Below are 19,912 nucleotides of genomic sequence, written 5' to 3'. Positions count from 1 at the left end.
CGATCTTCAGGCCGCGATCGACAGCGAACCCAAAGCAAAGGCAATGCTGGCGAAACTAAGCGAGAAAAACCGCTTCGCACTAGCCTTCCGTACCCACAACATGAAGACCGTGGCTGGACGGAAAAAGAAGATCGACACCATCGTAACCATGTTGATGTGTGGCGAAACGATCTACCCGCAGCGGATGAAGTGACGAAGCCTGGTGCGGGCGGACCCGTATACTGCTTTCTGAGCACCAGACAACGGGGTTCTGCATCTCCGACACTGCTGAGCGAAGACTGCTGCTCCGGCCACAAAAGTCCGGTTTCTGGGATAGCTCAAAAAATGCCAGAACGCCGCTCTGGATCAGGAGCGGTCAAACCCAAGCCGTTCAGCAAACGGCCGCTCCGAGCCCTTGGCGGTGGTTGTTGGGGACTTGGACACAAGCTATGATCGATCGATATCGATGGAGAGCTGCTTGCCCAAGATCACGGACCGCAACTGGACCGAAAACACGGGTGGCCCGAACCCGCTGTCGGGCCAAGACGATGGACCTTCGGCAATGATTGCCCTTGGCGACCAGGTGGGCCTCAAGCAGTTTGGCGTCCATCTTGAACGACTGCCTCCTCGTTCGAGGTCATCGCATCGACATTGGCACGAAACCGAAGACGAGTTCGTCTATGTGCTCTCGGGCGAACTGGTCCTGATCGAGGAGACAGAGACAGTTCTGCGCACTGGCGATGCGGCAGGATGGCGGGCTGGATCACCGACGGCGCACTGCCTAGAGAACAGATCATCGGCTGATGCGATTATTTTGGTGGTCGGCGCCCGGGCGGTGAAGGGTGCGGTTCATTACCCAGACCACGACGTGATCATGTATCACGACGCGTCGGGCCGCCGATTTACGCGGCTGGACGGAACGCCGATTTAGGACAGGCAGTCGCCTAGTTGAACGTCGGATCTGAGCCCACTTTGACCGATGCTGCGCGTCCGACAAATGACCGTTTCAAGCGGGTCGAAAGGGAGACGTTGCATTGCCAGCAGTAAGTTATGTACGACGCACTCTCTCTGCACCCCGCCACGCACGAACAACGAGAGACACCGCGATCGCCGCGAATATCGCGTTGCCGACCGTATCGATGGGGCCTGGCGTCCCAATTGTCGGAACCTGCGGGAATCCAATCCAAGCATAGGTCAGGATAGCCCCGCCCACCGCGCCGACACGGTGTCGCGGACTCCACCCTTCACGAGAGGACCAGACCGCGAGCGAAGAGATCAGTCCCGTGACGATTACAATCCAGCCCGCCACGCCCCACCAAGTACCAGTGTCGATGACGACCAAAAGCAGCATTGTCAGAATAAGCATCCAAAGCGCAAGGAGCCACGGCGGAGGGACAAATTGGCGATTGAACGCCGCTGCGGGCATGCGGATACGTAGAGCGCCGAAGATCAATATCGCGATGACGCCTGCGCTGATCCCCAGTTGCAGCGGTGAGGCAATGAACTGACGCTCCACAATCTCTGACCAAGTGATGAACGCAGCACCCGTTACGAAAATTGTGAACACAGCCCAAACGCCCCGCGGCGGCAGCCAAGGCTCAGTACGTCGTTTGGCCACTAGCACCTCAATCAGCGCTATCGAGGCGCAGATGCTCCAGCCCGCATGCAGCGACAAGATAGCAAGAATGGTCGAGACGTTGATGCCAAGCATAGGAAGATAGGTCGGCCCAAACGTCACCACGCCTGGATAGTCAGCGTTGAAGATGAGCTGGGTCACTATGCTCTCTTCGAGAACCGCGTATGCGCACCCGAGGAGCAAGATGGCTGGCCAGCCCCGCCCCGTCCTTCGGGCAACCTCCCGGATTAGAAGCGCCCCTCCGCCGTAGAGCGGCGCGAGGATCGGAAGCGCATAGATTGCATCGAGCGCCACGTTTCCCAGAAGGAATTCCCCGATAAAGGGCGCAAGGAAGAATAAGCCGATGGCTGGGTGGATCGACATGACTCACCCAAAACGTCCAATTGGGCAGGGTGTTGACCAGCACTTCCGCTTTGGACTCCAATGGTCTTTCTGAACCGTAACGATCGTCTGGCTGTTCGGTTGGAGCGACCAAAACGACCGTTTTTGACGCATAAGTTCTTGCAAGGGGTTTATGGCCGGTTTGTCGGACAAAGGAGCTTTCCTTGCGCTCGATTACTTTTTGCCACATACACCCGACAGGTTAGCCGCGTTAAGCGTCTGGAACGGAAAAATCGCGGACGGCGGCGCTCACGATGAGCCCTGACAGGTCCGCTCCTGGCCCCTGGCCGCGGAAAGCGAGGAGATCCGCCCGTGATGTCCATACCTCGCTGACGACGACCCGGTCTGCCTCAAGTGGGTCCGCCGCCACAACAAACATCTGACAGGAGTCATGCTTTCTCGCTTCCGTCATCGCGGGTTTTGACAGAGCCACGAACTCGTCCCGCCTGCCGGCTTGAACCACGATATGACCTGTCACGATTATCATGGACGTGTATCCGGTTGGCTCACGTTGTCGACCTCATAGGTTTCGAGGATGGCTCCTGTCGCCAGCACATCTGCCTTCAGCAGTTTCAGACACCGATGCTTTGAATTACGGGCGAAGAGGGGAATGCCTTCACCAAGAATGACCGGCTGCCTGAGAAGCCGGAACTGATCGAGCAGTCCGGCTTCCAACACTGAAGAAATGGCGTCGGCCCCGGCAAAGACTGCAATCGGCGCGGTGGCTTCGGCCTTGATGGAGCGCAATTCATCCACGGTCACGGCCTGTGATGCTGCCCATGCGGTCTCCAGAGGACGGTGCGTCAGGACGTATTTCGGCAACCGGTTCATCGGCTCTGCCTGTCTTGCCAAACCGGCATCCCCCATCTCTCCGGCCTTCGGCCAGAATGTCGCGAGTTGATCGAAGGCCCTGCGACCGAACACCATCCCGCCGATCCCTGCGAGCATGGAGTCGATGTGCGCCATGAACGAGCCATCAATGGGGAAGAAGCTGTCATCGCCGTCGCGGTCGTTGATGAAGCCGTCAACGCTCGTGCTGATGTGGGAAAACATCATCTGATGTCCTTTCGCGTGATACTGCGTGCACATTGCAAGTAGTATACACACCTAAGAACCGCTTGCAATACGCAATCGGATGTCTCATCTTCGTAGCCATGAAAGTGCGCTCCGGATGTCCCATCAATCTTGCGACCGAGGTAATCGGCGACGCATGGTCACTGGTCATCCTCCGTGACGTGATGTTCGGCGATCTCCGAACCTATCGCGACCTCCAGACCAACTCGCTTGAAGGGATTGCCACCAACATCCTGGCTTCTCGTTTGAAAAAACTCGTGTCTGACGGCCTTTTGACGATGGCAAATGATCCGCGACACAAGCAGCGAAGCATCTACAGTCTGACGGAGAAGGCTATCGCGCTCTTGCCCGCGATGATCGCGCTTGGCGCTTGGGGGCGGAAGTTCCTGCCCATAGAGCCAGTGTATGCAGTACGGAACCAAGTTCTCGAAGAAGGCGGTCAAGAGATGCAGGAGGCGCTCATGGACGAACTGAGAGTGCGGCATCTGAGCGCTTCGATCCCACTTCCCAACCCGACCGTTACCGATCAGCTGCAAGCGGCCTTCGATCATCTCTCTCGCAGAACAAAGGGTGAGTAAGCCGCTCTAGCTGTGCTGTCAGAACTCAACCGTCGGGACAAAGACCGCAATCACCCATCGGGCAGTTTGCCGTAGCTGTTGTTGTAGCGCTTGTTTGGCTTCGGGTGCGTAAATTTGAGTGCGGACCACGTCTGGTCGACCGATAGGGCCGTGCTCTCGACCATGCCGTGGGAGTATCCGATCCGGATCACTTCGCGAATGTTCAAGTCCGTGCCGTTTCTACCACCCTTGGGCCAGGAAACCCAAAGCCGGCCCGTCCGGGCGACGTGGCCCTTAAGCTCGGCAAATTCTCGGTCCAGATCGGATGCGTTGGAAGCGAACACGTGGATGTGGTCAAACGCGCCTACAAGCAAGCTTGGACAGTCAAGATTCGGCAATGCCATGGCTGCGGGTGCCGTGTCAGGCGCATTGACAAAGTACGCCCGGGAATCCGCCTTCAGGCCCATTTTCTCGGCGACAGCTCGCACATTCCGTGGCTCCCACAGGTTTAGTTGGCAGAGTAGCACAGTTGTACTGACAGATTCTGGCAGCAGCGCAGTCTTACACCGGATGTCGTTCGAAAGTGCGTCGGCCACTCCTCTGGACGGGAATACTGGCGATGCTTCGGCGGATCACGCCGCACGAAGGATTTTCTCCATCGTCTTGCCCTTCGCCAGTTCATCGACGAGCTTATCCAGATAGCGGATTTCCCGCATTGTCGGCTCTTCGATGTCCTCCACCCGGACGCCGCAGATCATGCCCTTGATTAGGCTGCGTAAGGGGTTCATCCGGGGAGCCTGGGCGAAGAAGGTCTCGAAATCCGTCTTGTCGGACAGCGCAGCGTCCAGCTGCGAACGGTCGTACCCGGTCAGCCAGAGGATGATTGCATCGACCTCGGACCTTGTCCGGCCTTTCTTCTCGGCCTTGGCGACATAGTGCGGGTAGACGCTTGCAAAGCTGATCGTGTAGATTCTGTGTTTCTTCATGGCATCTCCCTGGCGCCAGACGGCCCCTGACCTCCGACCGCGCTCGGACATGAGCATAAGCCACTTGACTCTAGAGATCACAGACTTAAGTTTCAACTTATATTCGTGGAAACTTAAGGACGGGTGCGGATGACCTTTGATGTGGCAACTCATCTCGGGCTGGTCGATCGTTCAGTCGTCGATCTGGAAAAAGATGGAAGGCTGGCGCGGGCGGTCATTCTGTCACGCCGTTACGACACGGACATCGACGATCTTTGGGATGCATTGACCTCGGCGATGCGCATTCCCCGCTGGTTCCTGCCTATCGAGGGTGACCTGCGGCTTGGCGGCCGTTTCCAGTTCACCGGCAATGCTGGCGGCGAGATCACCGCTTGCGAACCGCCTGCCCATCTCGGCGCGACCTGGGAGATGCACGGCGAGGTCAGTTGGATCGATGTCCAACTGGTGTCTGAAAGCGAGGATCGCGTCCGCCTGACCCTGACCCATACGGCCATCGTCAATCCTTTCTGGGATCAGTTTGGCCCCGGAGCAGTCGGCGTTGGGTGGGAACTCGGCCTTGTCGGACTTGCGATGTATCTGGCCGAACCCGACGCGCCCAAGATCGACGAAGAGGTGTTCGCCCAGTCCCCCGAGGGGAAAACGTTCATGCAGCAGAGCGCTCGCGCCTGGGGCGAGGCGGATATTGCCCGTGGCGAAGACCCGGCTCAGGCCCATACCGCAGCCGAACGAACGGCCAACTTCTATACCGGCGTTACCCCGCCTCAAGAGTAGCCCACGGATGCACGCCCTTGATGTTCTTGGCGATCCAGTGCGACGCAGAATTCTGGAGCTTCTGGCCGGTAGCGAGCATTCATCGGGCGAGATCGTCAAAGTCATTCATGTCGAGTTTGGCATAACGCAGGCTGCGGTGTCGCAGCACTTGCGGGTCCTGAGGGACAACGGCTTCGCACGCGTACGGCCTGAGGGTGCAAAGCGCATCTACGCAGTGGAGATGGCACCCTTGCGAGAGATTGACCAATGGCTCGAGCGATTTCGCGGTCAGTGGGAGCCGAAGCTGGACGCCTTGGCGACCGAGGTTGCTCGCGGCAAGCGCAATCGGCAGCTGGCAAAAGGATGAGATTCCAGGATTGAGGCAGGCACGCACCAATCGAGGAAGCGGCTGTTCTCTGCATTCAGGCAAACTGACAAGAGGTCTTGAGCATTTGCGCGGCGGCGCCCCGTGGACTTCCAATCGATTTACGACGCCAAGTCCGCGAACGTCGCTCATCGCGCCTAGGGTCAGGACCGATAAAACTACTTTGCCAAGACCGTGTGCTAAGCCCCAAGAGACAGGCACTCGACGATCTCCACGGAGTCGCCGGGCATGACCGCAAAATGGGGGTGGTCCCTGAACAACTCTGCCGCTGCCTGATGGTCTGCAGCCTCAACGACAATATAGGCTACGATCCGGTTTTCATGTGGGGCGACCCCACTCGATGTTATGCGGAGGGTCTTTCCGAGGGGCGTGCCTGCATCGACTACGGCATCCTTACGCTTCTGCATCCACTCGCCCCACGCTGTCATGCCCTTTGCCCACATCGCTTCTTCGTCCTTAGTGGGGATGTAGTCAGCCTTCTGGGACGCCGAGACTGACCCTATGAAGAGCGCCATAAACTTCGCCATAGTTCTTGTGCCCTCTACGCAGCGTTGTCGCGGTCGCGCCGATTGTAGCAGGAAGTCCACCTCCGCAACATCAGCCACTTTATGGGTCCTGACCCTAAGCAACCGGCGTCATCCGCTCAAACAAATGTTCATACCGCAGCACCAAGCCCTGATGATCAACGGTAAGATCGGCCTCGAATCCAAGTGAGAGGCCGAGATCAACGTATCGCAGCCGCCCCGGACCTTGCCGCTCGTAGCGCTGACGCGAACGCGCGACCGTCAGTGCCGGGCCATCGATGAACGCAGTATCGAGAGTGAGGCTGGCGCCATATGATTCAGAGGTCCGGCGGATCGGGAAGGTGTTGCAGAACGGCGTTACGGAAAGGTCGGGCTCTTCTGCCCCATCCAGGTCAGGTCGTGGCTTGCCATTGACTAGCCAACTCGACCCGTTTTTCAGCAGTTCAAGCCGGCCATGTTCCCGATCGTTCCAACGTTCCACTGTGACAGTCTGCACGCGCCAGTCGGAGCTTAGGCGCCAACTGTGATCCAGGCGAAAGCCGCCGGCCTCCAAGCAGACCAGTGTCGAGGTTGCCCTGATCTGGTCAGGTTCTATGACGAGTTCCAGCCGCTCGCAGCCCTCGAGGTCGGTTCGGCGCCAGAAAAGGATAGGCTTGCTCATTTGTGGGCTCCCTTGTCCGAACATGAAGGGCGCGGCTGCGCAAAACCCAGACTGATCGAAGTCAAAACGAAGAGCATGATGAAACCCATCGACAGGGTCATCAAGAACCCCATGAGGGGTCAGTTGTCTCTGGCGGGGACAGGAGACATCATCGTGACCGTCCGGCAGGTTTGAAGAGTTCGATCAGGTTGCCGGACGGGTCTTCAAGCAAGATCTGCCGCCCGGCAGTTCCGGAAGTGATCCCAACCCGGAACGCGGCACCTGCACCACGCAATGTGTCGACCAGCCGATCCACGTCATCCGTTTCGATGTGGAACCGGTTCCGGCCATCAGGGTGCGGCACTCCACCTGTTTTTCCCGACGAATTGCTCACCAAACTCGCCGTCGCCTCGCGCAGGGAGCTGCGCGTGAGAATTTTTCCCTCACAGGTCGCCGGCCTCGCAGTTCTGTCGCATCACCCACTCTCAATGCAGATGCTTCAGCTTGTCTGGATTACGCATCACATAGATTGCCGCGATCTTTCCGCCCGCGATTTCGAACGCAGTCGTCTGAAGCTCTCCGTCCGCCTCGCGGGAGATGAAGCCAGGCAAACCGTTGACGAGGGCAACCCGCAGAAGTGTCGAGCCGTTCTTGCGGAAATGCCCCACCAGGGATTCCTGTGCCTTCATGACGGCATCGAAGCCGATGATCGGGTGCAGAGCTGCCGGACGCTTGCCGCCGCCATCGGCGTGCGCGCTGACATCAGCGGCCAGCATCGCCGCGAGCGCATTCATGTCGCCGCTGCGCGACGCGACAAAGAATGCCTCGGCAATGGCAAGGCCATGTGCCTTGTCGACCCGGAAGCGCGGCCGCGCATCACGGATCTGCCGACGCGCCCGCGCCGCAAGCTGACGGCAGGCGGCGGTATCGCGCCCGATGGTGACGGCGACTTCCTCGAATTTCAGCCCGAAGACATCATGCAGCAGGAAAGCCGCTCGCTCCAGCGGTGAAAGACGTTCCAGCGCCAGCATCAACGGCAAGGTGATCTCGTCCTCATCGTCCTCTTCGAGAACTGGGTCCGGAAGCCAGGGGCCAATATAGGTCTCGCGCTGGCGGCGCGCTGACTTGAACAGATCAAGACAGAGGCGCGTGACCGTGCGGCGCAAGAAAGCTTCGGGTTCGCGCACGTCGTCGCGGTTGGCCTTCATCCATCGGATGAAGGCTTCCTGCACCATGTCCTCGGCATCTGCGACAGAGCCCACCATACGATAGGCCACGCGAATGAGCTTGGGCCGCAGCAGATCGAATTCCGCCACCTCCGGTTCTGCTGGCGGCGCGTCCGGCATCAGGCGATCTCCAGCTTGGCACCGGCCTTTACTGCGGCCGGATCGACGAAGAGCCTGAAGCCAACGGCAATCCGGTTCCATCCGTTGATGTTGATGATCGTGAGAGTGAGCTTGACCTGTTCTTCTTGCGTGAACTCGGCCCTCAGAGCTTCATAGGCGCTCGCCTGTTCATGCCGTTCGGAGAGACGCGTCAGGGCCTCGGTCCAGCCAAGTGCTGCGCGTTCTCGGTTGCTATAGCACGGCGCCTCGCGCCAGGCCGGCAAAAGGTAGATGCGCTGGTCGGTTTCTCCAATCGCGCGCGCTTCGGTTGCATGCAGGTTGATGCAGTTGGCGCAGCCGTTGATCTGGGACGCCCGCATCCGCACCAATTCGGTGAGGATCGGATCGAAGTTGGTCGCGGCGGCGACCTCGGTTGAGGCGCGTTGCCAGTTCTTCATCAGCGAAGGCGCGGCAGCGAAGGGGTTCAGTCTCGCCGGCATGATCGGAATCCTTCCGTTAGTTGCAACACCATGACGAACGAGCCAGCGCCAATGTGACATCCATGCTCATTTTCCAGATACGTTCCGTTGCCTGCCAAGAGGGTCGCGCGCACTCCATCACGGGACTATGCCTCGATTCTTGGATAGATGGATCGCTGACTTTGTTTGGGATTTGCATCCGATCGTTGCGCACGATTTTCGCGCGGACAACCTTCTGGATCGAAGCAGCAAGATCAACGCGACGCTAGAACCGTTTTGCCGTGAGCACGCTTTTCAGAGGAGTGGCAATGTCCCGCAAGCCCGAACGTGCCTTCGACCTTCATGTCACGCCGAAGGCTCAAAGCGGCGGCGCGATTGCTTGTTCCAGCACGGTCCGCGGCCGGACCAACGTGCTCGGTCCAATCCGGTCATCTACGGAACGGTCGTAGCTGCAGTGCAGCTTCACCGAAGCGGCCTTTGATCGATCTTGCGGCATCTCTGCCACCACGCTGTCCGATCTGCGGACAGGGCGCTTTACTGAGCCGGCTTTCGCGTGGCGTCAGCGAGCTGCTCCAATTAAGCAGACTTTCTAAGGTAGCGCGACCCGGCAACTCTAACGGATCGCGCAGACTTGCTAACGACCGAACCTGTTGATTACATCGGCCAAAGCCACATGGCCAACGCAAGCCCCAGATCCGGACGTTAAACCGCCATTCTCGAGATCGGTTGCAAAAATCACCGCAGGATCGGCCTCCAGCTGTTCCCGCAACGCCGCCAGTTTCGGCCAGCGGGCCTTGTCGGCTACCTGGTGGAAATCCAGCCACCGCGCCACGCCGATGAATACCGCGTCCGCAAGGACGGGTCGGTCGCCGAGCAGAAAGGGCCCGCCGTCGACCATCTGTTCCAGCTTGTCATGCCGCTCGATCACGCTTTCGCGCCCCACTGCCCGCAGGACCGACTGCACCTCCGGGTTCGGGACCTCCATCTCCATCGCCGCCCAAAGTGGAGAAAACCCGCCGGTGAAGCCGGTATTCACGAACGCCATCAGCTGGTGCATCCGGTCTGCTTCAGGCGACATCGGCGCAAAGCTGATGCGGCGATCTTCGTCGCGGGCTTCAAGCCAGCCCGCAATGGCCATGGTTTCCGTCAGCGCGTCGCCCGCGTCCGTGATCAGTACGGGTGTTTCATGCCGGGCATTCAGGCGAGCATAGGACGGTTCGCGCATTTCGCCCAGCATGTCGACCCGGCAAAGCCGATAAGGCTTACCCAGCCACTCAAGAGCGGCAACGAGACCCATGGAGCTTCCCGAGGGGAAGCCGTAGAGTAGGATAGGTTCCATAGTTTCAGTCTCCGTGACGTTTGATGATCACGCTGCGCAGCGAAGCCGGAACCTACCCGCCTGTTCCGGCAAGTAAATTACGCACCTTTTTGTAACCAGGAGCAGCCATGAAGGATCTGGTATCGCGATGCCCCATCGAAGAGGTCATGCAGGTGCTCAGCGGTCGCTGGCCGACCCTGCTGATCTACTACTTGCAGGACGGGACCAAGCGCTTCAGCGACCTGCGCCGGGACAACCCCACCATCTCGCACAAGATGCTGGCCGCAGAGCTTCGCAAGCTGGAAACAGCCGGGATCGTCCGGCGGACCGAGTTCGAGGGCTATCCGCTGCGGGTAGAGTATGCCCTGACACCAGCAGGACGCCGCCTTGTGCCGTTGATCGACGCACTGGGCAACTGGTGGGACGCGGCGTTTGACCTCGCCGCCGAGTGAAATTTCAGACTGTTCGCTTTGGGCTCATTGTGTCGTACGCCGGAACTTAGTCGACCGTACGGCTCCCGGGGATTGGCGGAGGCAAACCCGGCCCTGTGCGGACATCTGTGGGACGGTCATTGCTGCGGCGCAGCTTCCCAAAGCAGCCGTTGACAGATCCCGCAGCACTTCTGCAGCCTGGCGGCCGGCTTGGCCGACTGGAGACAACGATGTGGGTCCAGCCTCAGCGGTGTCCGATTGCTTCTCGGTCAGCGCACAGCGTTACGTCGCTCCGTGCTTCAAGCTCGGACACCTTGCTGCGACATGTGATCGACGACCCTGCTCCCTCCTTCTCCTCATGCTGCTGTCTGGCTCCTAAGGCGGACCGAAGAGACCGATCTGTTTTGCAGGCATGGATTCAGGAGCTCCGTTAGTTCCGCGCACCGGCGCCTATATCTAACGCCTCATGCCTCTGTCTCGGTCAAGGGTCTCGAACAGCACCTCGAACCCGCCGCGGATGATCCGCTTTCCGTCGTAGGGGGCCGGGTTCTGATCGGGCCGCATCCGGGGATCGGTGAAGACCTTCATCAGAGCGGCGTCGCGCGTTGCCTTGTCCGGCCATGTGACCCAGGACAGGCAGACGGTCTCATGCTCCTGACGGCGGACGGCAAGGGGCATGGAGGTGAGGTGACCCTCGGGCAGGTCATCCCCCCAGCATTCGACGACCGTAAGCGCGCCGTGATCGCGGAACACGGCGCCCGTCACGCGGGCGTGCCGCAGGTAGGCGTCCTTGTTGGCGGTCGGCACCGCGCTGATGAAGCCATCGACATAGGTCATGCTTTTTGTCCTTCTGGGTGGAGGTGGCTGGCGAGATACCGGCCCGTGAGAGAGGAAGGGTGGCGCGCAAGGTCGGCCGGAGGACCCTGGAACATCACGCGCCCGCCGTCGCGTCCCGCGCCGGGACCAAGCTCGATCACCCAGTCAGCGCGGGCGATGACGTCGAGGCTGTGTTCGATGACCACGACCGTGGACCCGGCATCGACCAGCCGGTCGAGAAGGCTGATCAGCGTTGCCACGTCATGCAGATGCAGACCCGAGGCCGGCTCGTCCAGGATATAGACGTTGCCGGCCTTGCCGAGCTCGGCCGCCAGTTTCAGCCGCTGCCGTTCGCCCCCCGACAGCGTGGAGAGGGGCTGCCCAAGCGTCAGGTAGCCAAGGCCCACATCGGCAAGGCTGGCAAGGGTGCGGGCGACGGCGGGCTCGGTGAAGAAGGCGGCGGCGGTCTCGACGCTCATGTCGAAGACGTCGGCAATGGATTGGCCGCGCAGGCGCAGGTCAAGCACAACGGGCAGGAACCGCTTGCCTTCGCAGGTCTCGCAGGTGGTGACCATGGGGTCGAGGTGCGCGAGATCGGTGAAGATCACGCCCAAGCCGGCGCAATCCGGGCAGGCGCCCTGGCTGTTGGCCGAGAAAAGCGCGGGGGCGACGCCGTTGGCCTTGGCAAAGGCCTTGCGGATCGGGTCGAGGATGCCGGTCCAGGTCGCGGTGTTCGACCGGCGCGAGCCGCGCGCAAGGGTCTGGTCGATCAGGATCGCCTCTGGATACGCCCGCGGCAGGCAGGTCTGGATCAGGGACGACTTGCCGGAGCCCGCCACGCCCGCGACGACCGTGAGTACGCCCTTCGGAATCGCCACCGTCAGGTCGCGAAGGGTGTTGGCCCGGGCATTCCTGATCCAGAGCTCGCCGGTCTTGCGGCGCGGGTCCGTCTTCAGCGGCTGGTGCCGCGCCAGGTGGATGCCGGTCAGCGTGCCGGCCGTCCGCAAGCCGGCAAGGTCGCCCTGATAGACCACTTCGCCGCCCTTCGACCCGGCGCCGGGCCCCATGTCCACGACATGGTCGGCAATGGCGATCATGTCGGGCTTGTGCTCGACGATGAGGACGGTGTTGCCCTTGTCGCGAAGCTGCCGCATCAGGCCGGCCAGCCGCCCCACGTCGTGCGGATGCAAGCCGACCGAGGGTTCGTCGAAGACATAGGTAAGGTCGATCAGCGACGACCCCAGGTGGCGCACCATTTTGACGCGCTGGGATTCCCCGCCCGAGAGCGTTGCGCTTTCGCGGTCGAGGCTGAGGTAGCCAAGCCCGATGCTTGCCAGGCTTTCCAGGCGTGCGGTCAGCGCCTTGACGATGGGCCTGACGGACGGGGCGTCGATGCTCCGCACCACGTCGATCAGGTCCGAGACCTGCATCGCGGACATGTCGGCGATGCTGTGCCCGGCGATCCGGCTGCCGCGCGCCGCGGCGTTCAGGCGGGTGCCATCGCAGTCAGGGCAGGTCGCGCGGGTGAAGATGCGGTCGTATTCGGCCCGCACATGGGGCTGCAGCGCTTCGGGGTCCTTCGCGCCCAGTCCCCGCTTCAGTTTGACGATCACCCCCTCGTAGGTCAGGGCGATCTTGCCGACCTTGACCTTGCGCCCGTCATCGAGGTGCAGAAGGCTGTACCGCTCACCTTCCGTGAACTGCGACACGGGCTTGTCCACGTCGAAGAGGCCCGAGGTGCGGCAGACCTCCCACCACCAGCTGCCCTTGGCGAAGTCCCTTGGCAGCAAGGCGCCGTCGTTCAGCGAGCGGCTTTCGTCGATCACGCTGCCCATGTCGATCGAGGCAACCCGTCCCATGCCTTCGCACACCGGGCACATCCCGCGCGGGTCGTTCGTGCTGTAGGCGCCGGGTGGGCCAAGGCGGGGCTCGGCAAGCCGGGAGAAGAGCACGCGCAGCATCTGCGCCGTGTCGGTCACGGTCGCCACGGTCGAGCGTGCGTTGCCGCCCAGGCGCTGCTGGTCGACGATGATCGCGGCCGAGATGTTCTCCAGAAGGTCGACGTCCGGTTGCCCGTAGCGGGGCAGGAACTGCTGGACGAAGGCGGGGTAGGTCTCGTTGATCAGCCGCTGGCTTTCGGCGGCGATGGTGCCGAAGACAAGCGACGACTTGCCGGACCCGGAAACGCCGGTGAAGACGGTGATCCGCCCTTTCGGGATGTCGAGCGAGACGTTCTTGAGAGTATTCTCGCGCGCGCCGCGCACGTGGATGAAGCTTGCCTCGGCCATGATGCTCCTCATGCCGGTTGGTTGCCGATGCGAAGGCGGGGGGTCAGTACAGCCGCCCGCCGACCCACTGGACGAGTTGCAGGATCAGGCCGTTCGGGTCTGCGATCTGCACATGGCGTTCGCCCCAGTCGTCCTGCCGGATGTCAAAGGTGGGCTGGACACCGGCCGTGCGCAGTCTTGCGATTTCGGCGTCGATGTCTTCGACGGTGAGGGCCAATGTGATCCCTTGTGCGAGCACATGCCGCTGCGATGGGTCGAGCGTGGCAAGCCCTTCGCGCAGGAAGAAGAGCGTCGGGCCGCCGCCCGGATGCTCGACCGCCGCGCCGCCGTCGAAGGCCAGCACTTCGCGGAACCCGAAATGCTCGGTCAAGAACCCGGTGGACGCGGCGGGATCACCGACGACAAGAGAGAGCGTCGTGGCAAGAATGTTCATGGAATTGGCCTCGGCTTCGGATTGGAGGGCATTACGATGAGGTCGTCGCAAGGGGGCCGAGATGCGCCTTGATCTCGCGCGCGATCAGGTCGGGTGCCACGACATGCCATTCACCGGGCAGGCTTTTGTGGCGCGCGCCGGGGATCAGGCGCGCGGCCGTTGCGGCCGACCCGGTCAGGTCGTCGCTGCTTCCTTCGCTGTCGAGCACCAAGGTCGGCACCGACGCAGCGGCAAGCACACCCGGGCGCATCGCGTCGGACAGTCGGCAGTCGTAGACCAGGGTCGGCGCGATGCCCACCATCCGCGTCCACCGGTCCGTGCCGCGCATCCCCGTTACCATCTCTTCCGGAACGCCGATGGAGGCGTGGAAATGGGCCACTGCATCCCCGTTGCGCCCGGCGCGGACCAGATCGGCCAGTTCCTTGGTCAGCGGATCGGGCCCCTCCTGTGCGCCGTCCTGCAGCGGCGGCTCCATGAGGATGAGACCGCCAAGCGGCACACCCCGCGCGGCCGCGTGGAGAGCCAGAAGTGCGCCTGAGGAATAGCCATAGGCAAAGGCCCGCCCGCCGATGGCATCGACCAGCGCCGCAAGATCCTCGACCTCCCGGTCCGGCGCGTACGGAAGCGTATCGCCGCTTTCCCCCCGGCCGCGGCGATCATAGCGGCAGACGGTGAAGTCTGACGTCAGAAGCGGCACAAGGTCGTCGAAGGCGCTGAGGCCCCGGTAATGCCCGGCCGGTTCGATGAGGATCAAGGCGGGGCCGCTTCCTGTGCGCTCGAACGCGATCGGCGTTCCGTCCCGGGACGTCGTCATGGTTGATCTGGACACGGCTCTCTCCTTTCAGTACTCATGGGTACCGAACTAATCCAGTCACACAAGTACTGTCAAGTACCAGAGAGGAGCCAGCCTTTGGCACAGACAGCCAAGCGACAGCAGCGCCCCAACCCCGACGATGTCCGTCAGGTGATCCTCGACGCAACGCTGCGCCTCTATCTTGAAAATGGCTACGCTGGGACGAACACGGACGAGATCGCGGCCCTCTCCTCGGTATCCAAGCAGACGATCTACCGCCACTTCGCGGACAAGGATGATCTTGTCCGCGAGGCGATCCGCCGACTGATTGCCGCCGCCGAGGACCAGGGGGCCGAAAGCTTTGATGCGCTGGCGGGCTCTGACGATCCCGCGCGCGACCTGCGGATTTTCGCGCGCCAGCACCTGCGCGATGTGATCCAGCCCGACATCATGCGCATCCGCCGCCGGATCATCGCCGAGGTGGACCGCTTTCCCGATGTCGCCCGGGCCTGGTATGACGCGGCCCCGAAACGCGGGCAGGAAAAGCTGGCGGCCAGTTTCGCGCGGCTGCAGGAGCGCGGCTTTCTGCGGATGGAGGATCCCATGCTGGCTGCCGAGCAGTTCAACTGGCTGATCCTGTCGGGTCCCCTGAACCGCGCGATGTTCGATGCCGCGTCGGTCACCGATACCTCGCGCCACGCGGCCTATGCCGATGCGGCGGTGGATGTGTTCCTGGCGGCCTATGGCGCGGGGCGTTCGTGAGGCCACTGGCGGGATGGCCTTGGCGATCAGCGACACCTGGGGGATGAATGCTCTTCAAGCAGCGGATTCTGGACCTGATTGCCCGGGGCGAGGTGACGGTCGCCTTCCGCCGGTGGCGCCGGCCGACCGTGAAAAGCGGCGGGCGCCTGCGGACCCCGGTCGGTGAGCTGGCGATCGGGGAGGTGGAGATCGTGGCCCCGGAAGACATCACCGACACCGCCGCGCGGGCGGCTGGCTTCGCGGACCGGGCAGAGGCGCTGGCGGCGCTTTCCGGGGGCGATGGCCAGCTTTACCGGATCGCGTTCCGTCTGGACCGCGAGGACCCGCGCAAGAGCCTGGCGCTCAGCGATGACCTTGACATTGAAGCGGTCGGGCTGATCCGGGATGCGCTCTGCGACCTGGATCGGCGGGGACGGGGTCCGGACTGGACCGACAGCTACCTGCATCTTCTGCATCTGCATGCGGGTCTCCCGGCGGCCGAACTGGCCAGGATGGCCGGGGTTGAGAAGGCCGTGCTGAAGCGCCGGATGCGGCTTTTGAAAGAGCTTGGGCTGACGGAAAGCCTGGAGGTGGGCTACCGCCTCAGCCCCCGGGGGCGGCGGGTCCTGTACGGTCCAACGCTGCCCGGGATGGACGCGCCGTGATGTCCTTGCGCCCGCCCGGCCCCCGTGGGCCGGTCACATGCCGTGCCGCCCGGCAAGCTGTCACCCCGCCGGCATGTCCGCATCGGCGCGGGTGAAGATAAGCCTCAGTCCCGAATAGCCGAAGAACGCGGCTGCCAGGCCGTCGATTCCCCGCCGCGCCTTCCGATAGCCGGCCCGGACGGGCGCCTGCGCGAAGAGGACCGCATAGGCCGCGTAGATCATGAGGCCAAGCGCCGCGCAGAGGGCGGTCGTCACGGCGAGGCCCGACCTGTCGTCGGGGGCGCTGAGCCCAAGCGCCAGCACCGAGATCCATGCCAGCACGGCCTTGGGGTTGCTGAGGTTGAGCACAAGGCCGCGGATCAGCATCCGCCCGGCTGCCGCACTTGGCGCCTCGGCTGAAGGCGGGTCGGGCATCACCGCGCTGCGGGCCGATTGCCAGGCAAGCCACAAGAGGTAGGCTCCACCAACCCAGCGCAGGACCGTCAGCGCGACCGAGGACTGGACCAGAAGCGCGCCCAGCCCGGCGGCGGCGACAAGGCCCCAGAAGGCCAGCCCGAGGCCAAGCCCGATGCCAAGCAGCAAGGCGGCGCGCATGCCCTGGGCCATCGCGGTCGTCGACACGGCAAGGGTTGCCGGACCAGGCGAGACCGCTGCGACGAAGAAGGCCAGAAGGGCCGGGGAATCGAAGGCGTCAAGCATATCGGGGGCCTATGGATAGCGCAGTGTGAAAGGCCGTCTTCCTGTGCGGCAGCGCGTCAGGCGGGCGGCTCGCGCGCGGCGAACCAGTCCACGATGCGCGCCGACGCCCGGCTGGCCGGGATCGAGCCGCCATTCCGAGGCCGAGTACTGCTCGCCCGTCTCTGCCCCGTCGGCCTTCGGTCATGGGTCCGGACCTTTCGCGGCCTGCTTTGGGTCGGTGGCATCGAACACGGCCTTCTGCGCGCTGAAGGCCCGGCGGAAGGCCGGTCGCGCCTCTCCTCTCCCGACGTAGCTGGCGAGGGCTGGGTGTTCCTCAAGCAGTCCCGAGCCGTGCAACCGGCGCAGGACGCTGATCATAATCAGGTCGCCAAGCGAGAAGGTCCCTTCCAGCCAGTCCTTCGTCCCCAGCCATTCGGAGAGATCCTGCAGGCGCTTGTGGATGCGCCCCTTTAGCATCGGCTGCCGTTCGGCATGCCAGGGCTGGTGCCGTTCGACCATGCGCGCGAGGTCCCAGTCCCAGATCGGCGGCTCGACCGTGTCGAGCGCGGCGAAGACCCAGGCCACGGCGCGGGCGCGACCGGCTCGGTCGTCGGGAAGGAGGCCCGGGTGCTGCTGCGCAAGATGCAGCACGATCGCACCGGACTCGAAGAGGTCAAGCCCGTCTTCCTGCCAGGCCGGAATCTGGCCGAAGGGCTGCAGCGCCCGATAGCCCGGCGTCTTGAGGTCGGCAAAGCTGACAAGCCGCAGGTCAGAGGCCTGGCCAAGCTCCTCCAGCGTCCAGCGCACGCGGAAATCGCGCGCCAGCCCGCACCCGCGATCGGGGGAATCGGCGAAGGCGGTCAGGACGGGGCGCATCCGGGGCTCGCGTGGGTACTGGTGAGTACTTAAACTGCACGGAAGCGTGACGCAGTGTCAAGCCGGAACCGGACTGCAGTTACGACCCTTACCGGGCTCACGGGCGCCCGTGCAGGCCGGTCGCGCTGCGGATGTCAGTCAAGTGTCGCCCCCGCGGTGACGTTGACGGCGGTTGCCGTCATTGCCGCCGCAGCGTCGGACGCCAGAAAGGCGATGATCCGGGCAAGCTGCGACAGGGCGGGCAGCTGTTTCAGCATCGTGCCCTGCGCCGCCCCTTCCAGCCAGTCCTGCACCGTCAGCCCCATCGCCTGCGCTTTTGGCGCAAAGAGCCCCGCGGTGTAGGAGCCTGCTGCGACCGCATCGACAATCGCATGCGACCGCAGGCAGAGGACGCGGATGTTCCGCGGGCCAAGCTCGCTGGCCAGTGCCCTGCTGAAGGCTTCGATGCCGGCGCAGCCGACGATGTGCCCCAGATGGCCCGGCGCCGCCATGCGGGCAGCGGGTGCGACAACGGTGATGATCGCGCCACCGCGCGCGCCGCCGATGTGGGGCGCCACCGCCTTGGCGATGTTGAACCCTGAGGTCAGGAAGGGCGTGATGCCGCCCATGAAGTCGCGCAGCGAGAGCGCGCCAAGCTCCTTGCCCTGATCATGCATGAAGCTTGTGGCGTTGACCACGATGTCAATCCCGCCAGCCCGGCTGGCCAGGTCCGCCACCGCGTCGCTGGTTGCCCGCTCGTCAAGCGTGTCGACCTGGAAGGTGCCGACCTCCCCGCCCTCGGCCCGGATGGCCTGGGCCACCTTGTCCAGCCGGGCTTGCTGACGCGCACCCAGATGGACCTGCGCCCCCTCACGCGCAAGGGCGTGCCCGACCGCACTGCCGATCGCCCCGCTGCCGCCCAGGATCAGGGCGGTCTTGGCCTTCAACATCGTCATGGCTTTCCCTTTCAGCTCGACAGGCGGCCGTCATAGATGCTCTGCAGTCGGGACCAGCCGGACCAGAAGGACGGCCGTGGCGCACCGGAAAGGTGTGCAGCCAGGATGTCGAGATGCATGTGCCACCCCCCGGCGATGATCCGTTGCGCGCCCTGGTCTGCAAGCCCGGTGTGGGTGACCGTCATCTGCACGCGGCCAGCCTGTTCGCGCAGCGCGAAGGTCACCGTTCCATTGCCCCAGGCGATGGTCAGGCTTCGCATCGGATCGACCGCGAGGACCCGGCTTGGCATCCGCTGTTCTGCGGCGAACATCGCAGGCCGGGGATCGCCTGGATCGCTGAGGCTGTCATTGCGCCAGACAAGCTCCAGGGGCGCGCCTGGGTCGAGTGTCATCTGGCCGGCGGCGAACCATTTCTTGCGCAGGTCGCTGTCGGTCAGGTAGCGCCAGACCCGTTCCACCGGACCGGGCAGCCAGCGCTGGATGACGAGGGTCGAGCCGTCCGTCAGCCTGGCGAAGTCGTCGATGCTGTCGGCCCGTGTCATGTCGCGTCCCCTTCCGCCAGCGGAGGTGACGTTTGCGTGTCATCCTCCCGCAGCAGGCGGTCGAGGATGTCGAGCCGCCCGGTCCAGAACCGCTCGTAGAAGGCCAGTTCATCCATCGCCTGCCTCAGGGGCGCTGGTTCGAGGTGGCAGACATGGGTCCGCCAGCGGATCTCTCGGCGAAGGAGACCGGCCTTCTCCAGTGTGCGGATATGCTTGGACGCCGCAGCCAGCGTCATCGGAAAGGGCGCGGCAAGCTCGCCGACCGTGCGCTCTCCTTGCGCAAGCTCGCGCAGGATCGCGCGGCGGGTTCGATCACTCAGGGCGTGGAAGATGTCGTCCATCGGCGCGATTCTCATAATACCATATGGTATAGTTAACCTCGGCGGAGCAATCATTCAACAGAAAAGTAAAATGAAACAGTCAAGCCGGTTGCGACGACGGGGAGCAGGCCCGTCGGGATGGCGCACTGGGGGCTTGCAGGCAGGCAGTTCAGACAAGAAACGGGTAATCAATCGAGTGGCAACGAGCGTACGTCAGTGCATTCCGGCCCACTGCGGACGTTCGTGTTGTGGACGTCGCTGCGACGCAGCTTCCGAAAAGCGGCCGTTGATTGAACTTGCGGCATTTGTGCTGCCTTCTGGTCTGCTCTGCGGACGAAGCTGCCGCTGCGCCTACAGTTT

General features: G+C 62.9%; 28 protein-coding genes. 8 read left to right on the top strand and 20 right to left on the bottom strand.

The genetic code is table 11. The features are described 5' to 3' along the window. Positions 1 to 193, top strand: a 193-nt coding sequence (locus tag ACRCSW_RS09655) for a YdeI/OmpD-associated family protein (protein WP_438704591.1), incomplete at its 5' end; no start/stop codon positions are given. 264 nt (positions 194 to 457) lie between these two features. Then, on the top strand, positions 458 to 910 hold the full coding sequence (locus tag ACRCSW_RS09650) for a cupin domain-containing protein (protein WP_438704589.1): 453 nt from the start codon (positions 458 to 460) through the stop codon (positions 908 to 910). 117 nt (positions 911 to 1,027) lie between these two features. On the opposite strand, the gene ACRCSW_RS09645 is transcribed toward ACRCSW_RS09650, so the two are convergent. The 3 genes from ACRCSW_RS09645 to ACRCSW_RS09635 all read right to left on the bottom strand — a co-directional run bounded on the left by ACRCSW_RS09645 (position 1,028) and on the right by ACRCSW_RS09635 (position 3,052). Beyond that, positions 1,028 to 1,756, bottom strand: a complete 729-nt coding sequence (locus ACRCSW_RS09645) for a hypothetical protein (protein ID WP_438704588.1) — start codon at positions 1,754 to 1,756, stop codon at positions 1,028 to 1,030. 451 nt (positions 1,757 to 2,207) lie between these two features. Further along, entirely contained in the window at positions 2,208 to 2,483 is a 276-nt protein-coding gene (locus tag ACRCSW_RS09640; protein ID WP_438704586.1) for a putative quinol monooxygenase, read from the bottom strand. Next, positions 2,480 to 3,052, bottom strand: a complete 573-nt coding sequence (locus ACRCSW_RS09635; RefSeq protein ID WP_438704584.1) for a dihydrofolate reductase family protein — start codon at positions 3,050 to 3,052, stop codon at positions 2,480 to 2,482. The genes ACRCSW_RS09640 and ACRCSW_RS09635 overlap by 4 nt, the downstream gene beginning before the upstream one ends. 62 nt (positions 3,053 to 3,114) lie before the next feature. On the opposite strand from ACRCSW_RS09635, the gene ACRCSW_RS09630 reads away from it, so the two are divergent. Next, complete coding sequence (locus ACRCSW_RS09630) at positions 3,115 to 3,648, top strand: winged helix-turn-helix transcriptional regulator (RefSeq protein ID WP_438704582.1); 534 nt, start codon at positions 3,115 to 3,117, stop codon at positions 3,646 to 3,648. Positions 3,649 to 3,698: 50 nt separating this feature from the next. On the opposite strand, the gene ACRCSW_RS09625 is transcribed toward ACRCSW_RS09630, so the two are convergent. Together ACRCSW_RS09625 and ACRCSW_RS09620 are read right to left on the bottom strand one after the other, a co-directional pair. Beyond that, positions 3,699 to 4,115: a hypothetical protein gene (locus ACRCSW_RS09625; RefSeq protein WP_438704580.1), complete on the bottom strand. Its 417-nt coding sequence runs from the start codon at positions 4,113 to 4,115 to the stop codon at positions 3,699 to 3,701. A gap of 144 nt (positions 4,116 to 4,259) precedes the next feature. Continuing rightward, the gene (locus ACRCSW_RS09620) at positions 4,260 to 4,613 is read right to left on the bottom strand and encodes a DUF2200 domain-containing protein (protein ID WP_438704578.1); all 354 of its coding nucleotides are present in this window, start codon (positions 4,611 to 4,613) and stop codon (positions 4,260 to 4,262) included. A gap of 129 nt (positions 4,614 to 4,742) precedes the next feature. On the opposite strand from ACRCSW_RS09620, the gene ACRCSW_RS09615 reads away from it, so the two are divergent. Then, the gene (locus tag ACRCSW_RS09615; RefSeq protein ID WP_438704576.1) at positions 4,743 to 5,384 is read left to right on the top strand and encodes an SRPBCC family protein; all 642 of its coding nucleotides are present in this window, start codon (positions 4,743 to 4,745) and stop codon (positions 5,382 to 5,384) included. A 7-nt stretch (positions 5,385 to 5,391) separates the two neighbouring features. Then, positions 5,392 to 5,730: an ArsR/SmtB family transcription factor gene (locus ACRCSW_RS09610; RefSeq protein ID WP_438704575.1), complete on the top strand. Its 339-nt coding sequence runs from the start codon at positions 5,392 to 5,394 to the stop codon at positions 5,728 to 5,730. A 197-nt stretch (positions 5,731 to 5,927) separates the two neighbouring features. On the opposite strand, the gene ACRCSW_RS09605 is transcribed toward ACRCSW_RS09610, so the two are convergent. The 6 genes from ACRCSW_RS09605 to ACRCSW_RS09580 all read right to left on the bottom strand — a co-directional run bounded on the left by ACRCSW_RS09605 (position 5,928) and on the right by ACRCSW_RS09580 (position 10,055). Continuing rightward, the gene (locus ACRCSW_RS09605; protein ID WP_438704573.1) at positions 5,928 to 6,275 is read right to left on the bottom strand and encodes a hypothetical protein; all 348 of its coding nucleotides are present in this window, start codon (positions 6,273 to 6,275) and stop codon (positions 5,928 to 5,930) included. A 94-nt stretch (positions 6,276 to 6,369) separates the two neighbouring features. Next, positions 6,370 to 6,933 (bottom strand): putative glycolipid-binding domain-containing protein, encoded by a 564-nt coding sequence (locus ACRCSW_RS09600; RefSeq protein WP_438704571.1) that lies wholly within the window; start codon positions 6,931 to 6,933, stop codon positions 6,370 to 6,372. A 148-nt stretch (positions 6,934 to 7,081) separates the two neighbouring features. Next, positions 7,082 to 7,330, bottom strand: a complete 249-nt coding sequence (locus tag ACRCSW_RS09595) for a VOC family protein (RefSeq protein WP_438704592.1) — start codon at positions 7,328 to 7,330, stop codon at positions 7,082 to 7,084. 67 nt (positions 7,331 to 7,397) lie between these two features. Further along, positions 7,398 to 8,258, bottom strand: coding sequence for a sigma-70 family RNA polymerase sigma factor (locus ACRCSW_RS09590; RefSeq protein WP_438704570.1), 861 nt, complete (start codon positions 8,256 to 8,258; stop codon positions 7,398 to 7,400). After that, complete coding sequence (locus tag ACRCSW_RS09585; protein WP_438704568.1) at positions 8,258 to 8,737, bottom strand: carboxymuconolactone decarboxylase family protein; 480 nt, start codon at positions 8,735 to 8,737, stop codon at positions 8,258 to 8,260. The genes ACRCSW_RS09590 and ACRCSW_RS09585 overlap by 1 nt, the downstream gene beginning before the upstream one ends. A 613-nt stretch (positions 8,738 to 9,350) precedes the next feature. Further along, positions 9,351 to 10,055 (bottom strand): glutathione S-transferase family protein, encoded by a 705-nt coding sequence (locus ACRCSW_RS09580; protein WP_438704566.1) that lies wholly within the window; start codon positions 10,053 to 10,055, stop codon positions 9,351 to 9,353. 107 nt (positions 10,056 to 10,162) lie between these two features. Between ACRCSW_RS09580 and ACRCSW_RS09575 the strand changes: the two genes are divergently transcribed. After that, entirely contained in the window at positions 10,163 to 10,486 is a 324-nt protein-coding gene (locus ACRCSW_RS09575; RefSeq protein WP_438704562.1) for a winged helix-turn-helix transcriptional regulator, read from the top strand. Positions 10,487 to 10,921: 435 nt separating this feature from the next. Here the strand turns inward: ACRCSW_RS09575 and ACRCSW_RS09570 are convergent, their stop codons facing one another. From ACRCSW_RS09570 to ACRCSW_RS09555, 4 genes are read right to left on the bottom strand one after another with little or no spacing between them, the layout of a single operon-like run. Beyond that, positions 10,922 to 11,302: a DUF1428 domain-containing protein gene (locus ACRCSW_RS09570; protein ID WP_438704561.1), complete on the bottom strand. Its 381-nt coding sequence runs from the start codon at positions 11,300 to 11,302 to the stop codon at positions 10,922 to 10,924. Then, positions 11,299 to 13,569 (bottom strand): ATP-binding cassette domain-containing protein, encoded by a 2,271-nt coding sequence (locus ACRCSW_RS09565; RefSeq protein WP_438704559.1) that lies wholly within the window; start codon positions 13,567 to 13,569, stop codon positions 11,299 to 11,301. Before ACRCSW_RS09565 ends, ACRCSW_RS09570 begins: the two co-directional genes overlap by 4 nt. A gap of 43 nt (positions 13,570 to 13,612) precedes the next feature. Continuing rightward, positions 13,613 to 14,002, bottom strand: coding sequence for a VOC family protein (locus ACRCSW_RS09560; protein ID WP_438704558.1), 390 nt, complete (start codon positions 14,000 to 14,002; stop codon positions 13,613 to 13,615). Positions 14,003 to 14,033: 31 nt separating this feature from the next. Further along, on the bottom strand, positions 14,034 to 14,831 hold the full coding sequence (locus ACRCSW_RS09555; RefSeq protein ID WP_438704556.1) for an alpha/beta fold hydrolase: 798 nt from the start codon (positions 14,829 to 14,831) through the stop codon (positions 14,034 to 14,036). Positions 14,832 to 14,912: 81 nt separating this feature from the next. Here ACRCSW_RS09555 and ACRCSW_RS09550 point away from each other — a divergent pair, with 81 nt between their 5' ends. Further along, a complete protein-coding gene (locus ACRCSW_RS09550) occupies positions 14,913 to 15,557 on the top strand; it encodes a TetR/AcrR family transcriptional regulator (protein ID WP_438704555.1) in 645 nt (214 codons plus the stop codon). Positions 15,558 to 15,604: 47 nt separating this feature from the next. Further along, the gene (locus ACRCSW_RS09545; protein ID WP_438704553.1) at positions 15,605 to 16,201 is read left to right on the top strand and encodes an ASCH domain-containing protein; all 597 of its coding nucleotides are present in this window, start codon (positions 15,605 to 15,607) and stop codon (positions 16,199 to 16,201) included. A 60-nt stretch (positions 16,202 to 16,261) separates the two neighbouring features. Here the strand turns inward: ACRCSW_RS09545 and ACRCSW_RS09540 are convergent, their stop codons facing one another. From ACRCSW_RS09540 to ACRCSW_RS09520, 5 genes are all read right to left on the bottom strand, one after another. After that, positions 16,262 to 16,900, bottom strand: coding sequence for a LysE family translocator (locus tag ACRCSW_RS09540; protein ID WP_438704551.1), 639 nt, complete (start codon positions 16,898 to 16,900; stop codon positions 16,262 to 16,264). Between the two features lie 180 nt (positions 16,901 to 17,080). Next, positions 17,081 to 17,755 carry a glutathione S-transferase family protein gene (locus ACRCSW_RS09535; protein ID WP_438704550.1) on the bottom strand — a complete coding sequence of 225 codons (675 nt, stop codon included), beginning with the start codon at positions 17,753 to 17,755 and terminating at the stop codon, positions 17,081 to 17,083. 134 nt (positions 17,756 to 17,889) lie between these two features. After that, complete coding sequence (locus tag ACRCSW_RS09530; RefSeq protein WP_438704548.1) at positions 17,890 to 18,690, bottom strand: SDR family NAD(P)-dependent oxidoreductase; 801 nt, start codon at positions 18,688 to 18,690, stop codon at positions 17,890 to 17,892. 11 nt (positions 18,691 to 18,701) lie between these two features. Further along, the gene (locus tag ACRCSW_RS09525) at positions 18,702 to 19,232 is read right to left on the bottom strand and encodes an SRPBCC family protein (protein ID WP_438704547.1); all 531 of its coding nucleotides are present in this window, start codon (positions 19,230 to 19,232) and stop codon (positions 18,702 to 18,704) included. Continuing rightward, a complete protein-coding gene (locus ACRCSW_RS09520) occupies positions 19,229 to 19,573 on the bottom strand; it encodes an ArsR/SmtB family transcription factor (protein WP_438704545.1) in 345 nt (114 codons plus the stop codon). The genes ACRCSW_RS09525 and ACRCSW_RS09520 overlap by 4 nt, the downstream gene beginning before the upstream one ends. Positions 19,574 to 19,912 lie beyond the last annotated feature (339 nt).

The organism is Tabrizicola sp., from assembly GCF_051645465.1.
Taxonomy (GTDB): domain Bacteria; phylum Pseudomonadota; class Alphaproteobacteria; order Rhodobacterales; family Rhodobacteraceae; genus Tabrizicola.
The sequence above is the reverse complement of the archived record's forward strand: the minus strand, read 5'-3'. Positions and strand labels throughout refer to the sequence as shown.

What these genes read in the sequence shown, in the direction of transcription:
- ACRCSW_RS09575 (WP_438704562.1), top strand. Translation starts at nt 10,163, where the DNA reads ATGAAGGATCTGGTATCGCGATGCCCCATCGAAGAGGTCATGCAGGTG.
- ACRCSW_RS09615 (WP_438704576.1), top strand. Translation starts at nt 4,743, where the DNA reads ATGACCTTTGATGTGGCAACTCATCTCGGGCTGGTCGATCGTTCAGTC.
- ACRCSW_RS09580 (WP_438704566.1), bottom strand. Translation starts at nt 10,055, where the DNA reads ATGGAACCTATCCTACTCTACGGCTTCCCCTCGGGAAGCTCCATGGGT.
- ACRCSW_RS09530 (WP_438704548.1), bottom strand. Translation starts at nt 18,690, where the DNA reads ATGACGATGTTGAAGGCCAAGACCGCCCTGATCCTGGGCGGCAGCGGG.
- ACRCSW_RS09520 (WP_438704545.1), bottom strand. Translation starts at nt 19,573, where the DNA reads ATGGACGACATCTTCCACGCCCTGAGTGATCGAACCCGCCGCGCGATC.
- ACRCSW_RS09610 (WP_438704575.1), top strand. Translation starts at nt 5,392, where the DNA reads ATGCACGCCCTTGATGTTCTTGGCGATCCAGTGCGACGCAGAATTCTG.
- ACRCSW_RS09560 (WP_438704558.1), bottom strand. Translation starts at nt 14,002, where the DNA reads ATGAACATTCTTGCCACGACGCTCTCTCTTGTCGTCGGTGATCCCGCC.
- ACRCSW_RS09605 (WP_438704573.1), bottom strand. Translation starts at nt 6,275, where the DNA reads ATGGCGAAGTTTATGGCGCTCTTCATAGGGTCAGTCTCGGCGTCCCAG.
- ACRCSW_RS09640 (WP_438704586.1), bottom strand. Translation starts at nt 2,483, where the DNA reads ATGATAATCGTGACAGGTCATATCGTGGTTCAAGCCGGCAGGCGGGAC.
- ACRCSW_RS09535 (WP_438704550.1), bottom strand. Translation starts at nt 17,755, where the DNA reads ATGCGCCCCGTCCTGACCGCCTTCGCCGATTCCCCCGATCGCGGGTGC.
- ACRCSW_RS09545 (WP_438704553.1), top strand. Translation starts at nt 15,605, where the DNA reads ATGCTCTTCAAGCAGCGGATTCTGGACCTGATTGCCCGGGGCGAGGTG.
- ACRCSW_RS09620 (WP_438704578.1), bottom strand. Translation starts at nt 4,613, where the DNA reads ATGAAGAAACACAGAATCTACACGATCAGCTTTGCAAGCGTCTACCCG.
- ACRCSW_RS09565 (WP_438704559.1), bottom strand. Translation starts at nt 13,569, where the DNA reads ATGGCCGAGGCAAGCTTCATCCACGTGCGCGGCGCGCGCGAGAATACT.
- ACRCSW_RS09540 (WP_438704551.1), bottom strand. Translation starts at nt 16,900, where the DNA reads ATGCTTGACGCCTTCGATTCCCCGGCCCTTCTGGCCTTCTTCGTCGCA.
- ACRCSW_RS09570 (WP_438704561.1), bottom strand. Translation starts at nt 11,302, where the DNA reads ATGACCTATGTCGATGGCTTCATCAGCGCGGTGCCGACCGCCAACAAG.
- ACRCSW_RS09585 (WP_438704568.1), bottom strand. Translation starts at nt 8,737, where the DNA reads ATGCCGGCGAGACTGAACCCCTTCGCTGCCGCGCCTTCGCTGATGAAG.
- ACRCSW_RS09525 (WP_438704547.1), bottom strand. Translation starts at nt 19,232, where the DNA reads ATGACACGGGCCGACAGCATCGACGACTTCGCCAGGCTGACGGACGGC.
- ACRCSW_RS09600 (WP_438704571.1), bottom strand. Translation starts at nt 6,933, where the DNA reads ATGAGCAAGCCTATCCTTTTCTGGCGCCGAACCGACCTCGAGGGCTGC.
- ACRCSW_RS09635 (WP_438704584.1), bottom strand. Translation starts at nt 3,052, where the DNA reads ATGATGTTTTCCCACATCAGCACGAGCGTTGACGGCTTCATCAACGAC.
- ACRCSW_RS09590 (WP_438704570.1), bottom strand. Translation starts at nt 8,258, where the DNA reads ATGCCGGACGCGCCGCCAGCAGAACCGGAGGTGGCGGAATTCGATCTG.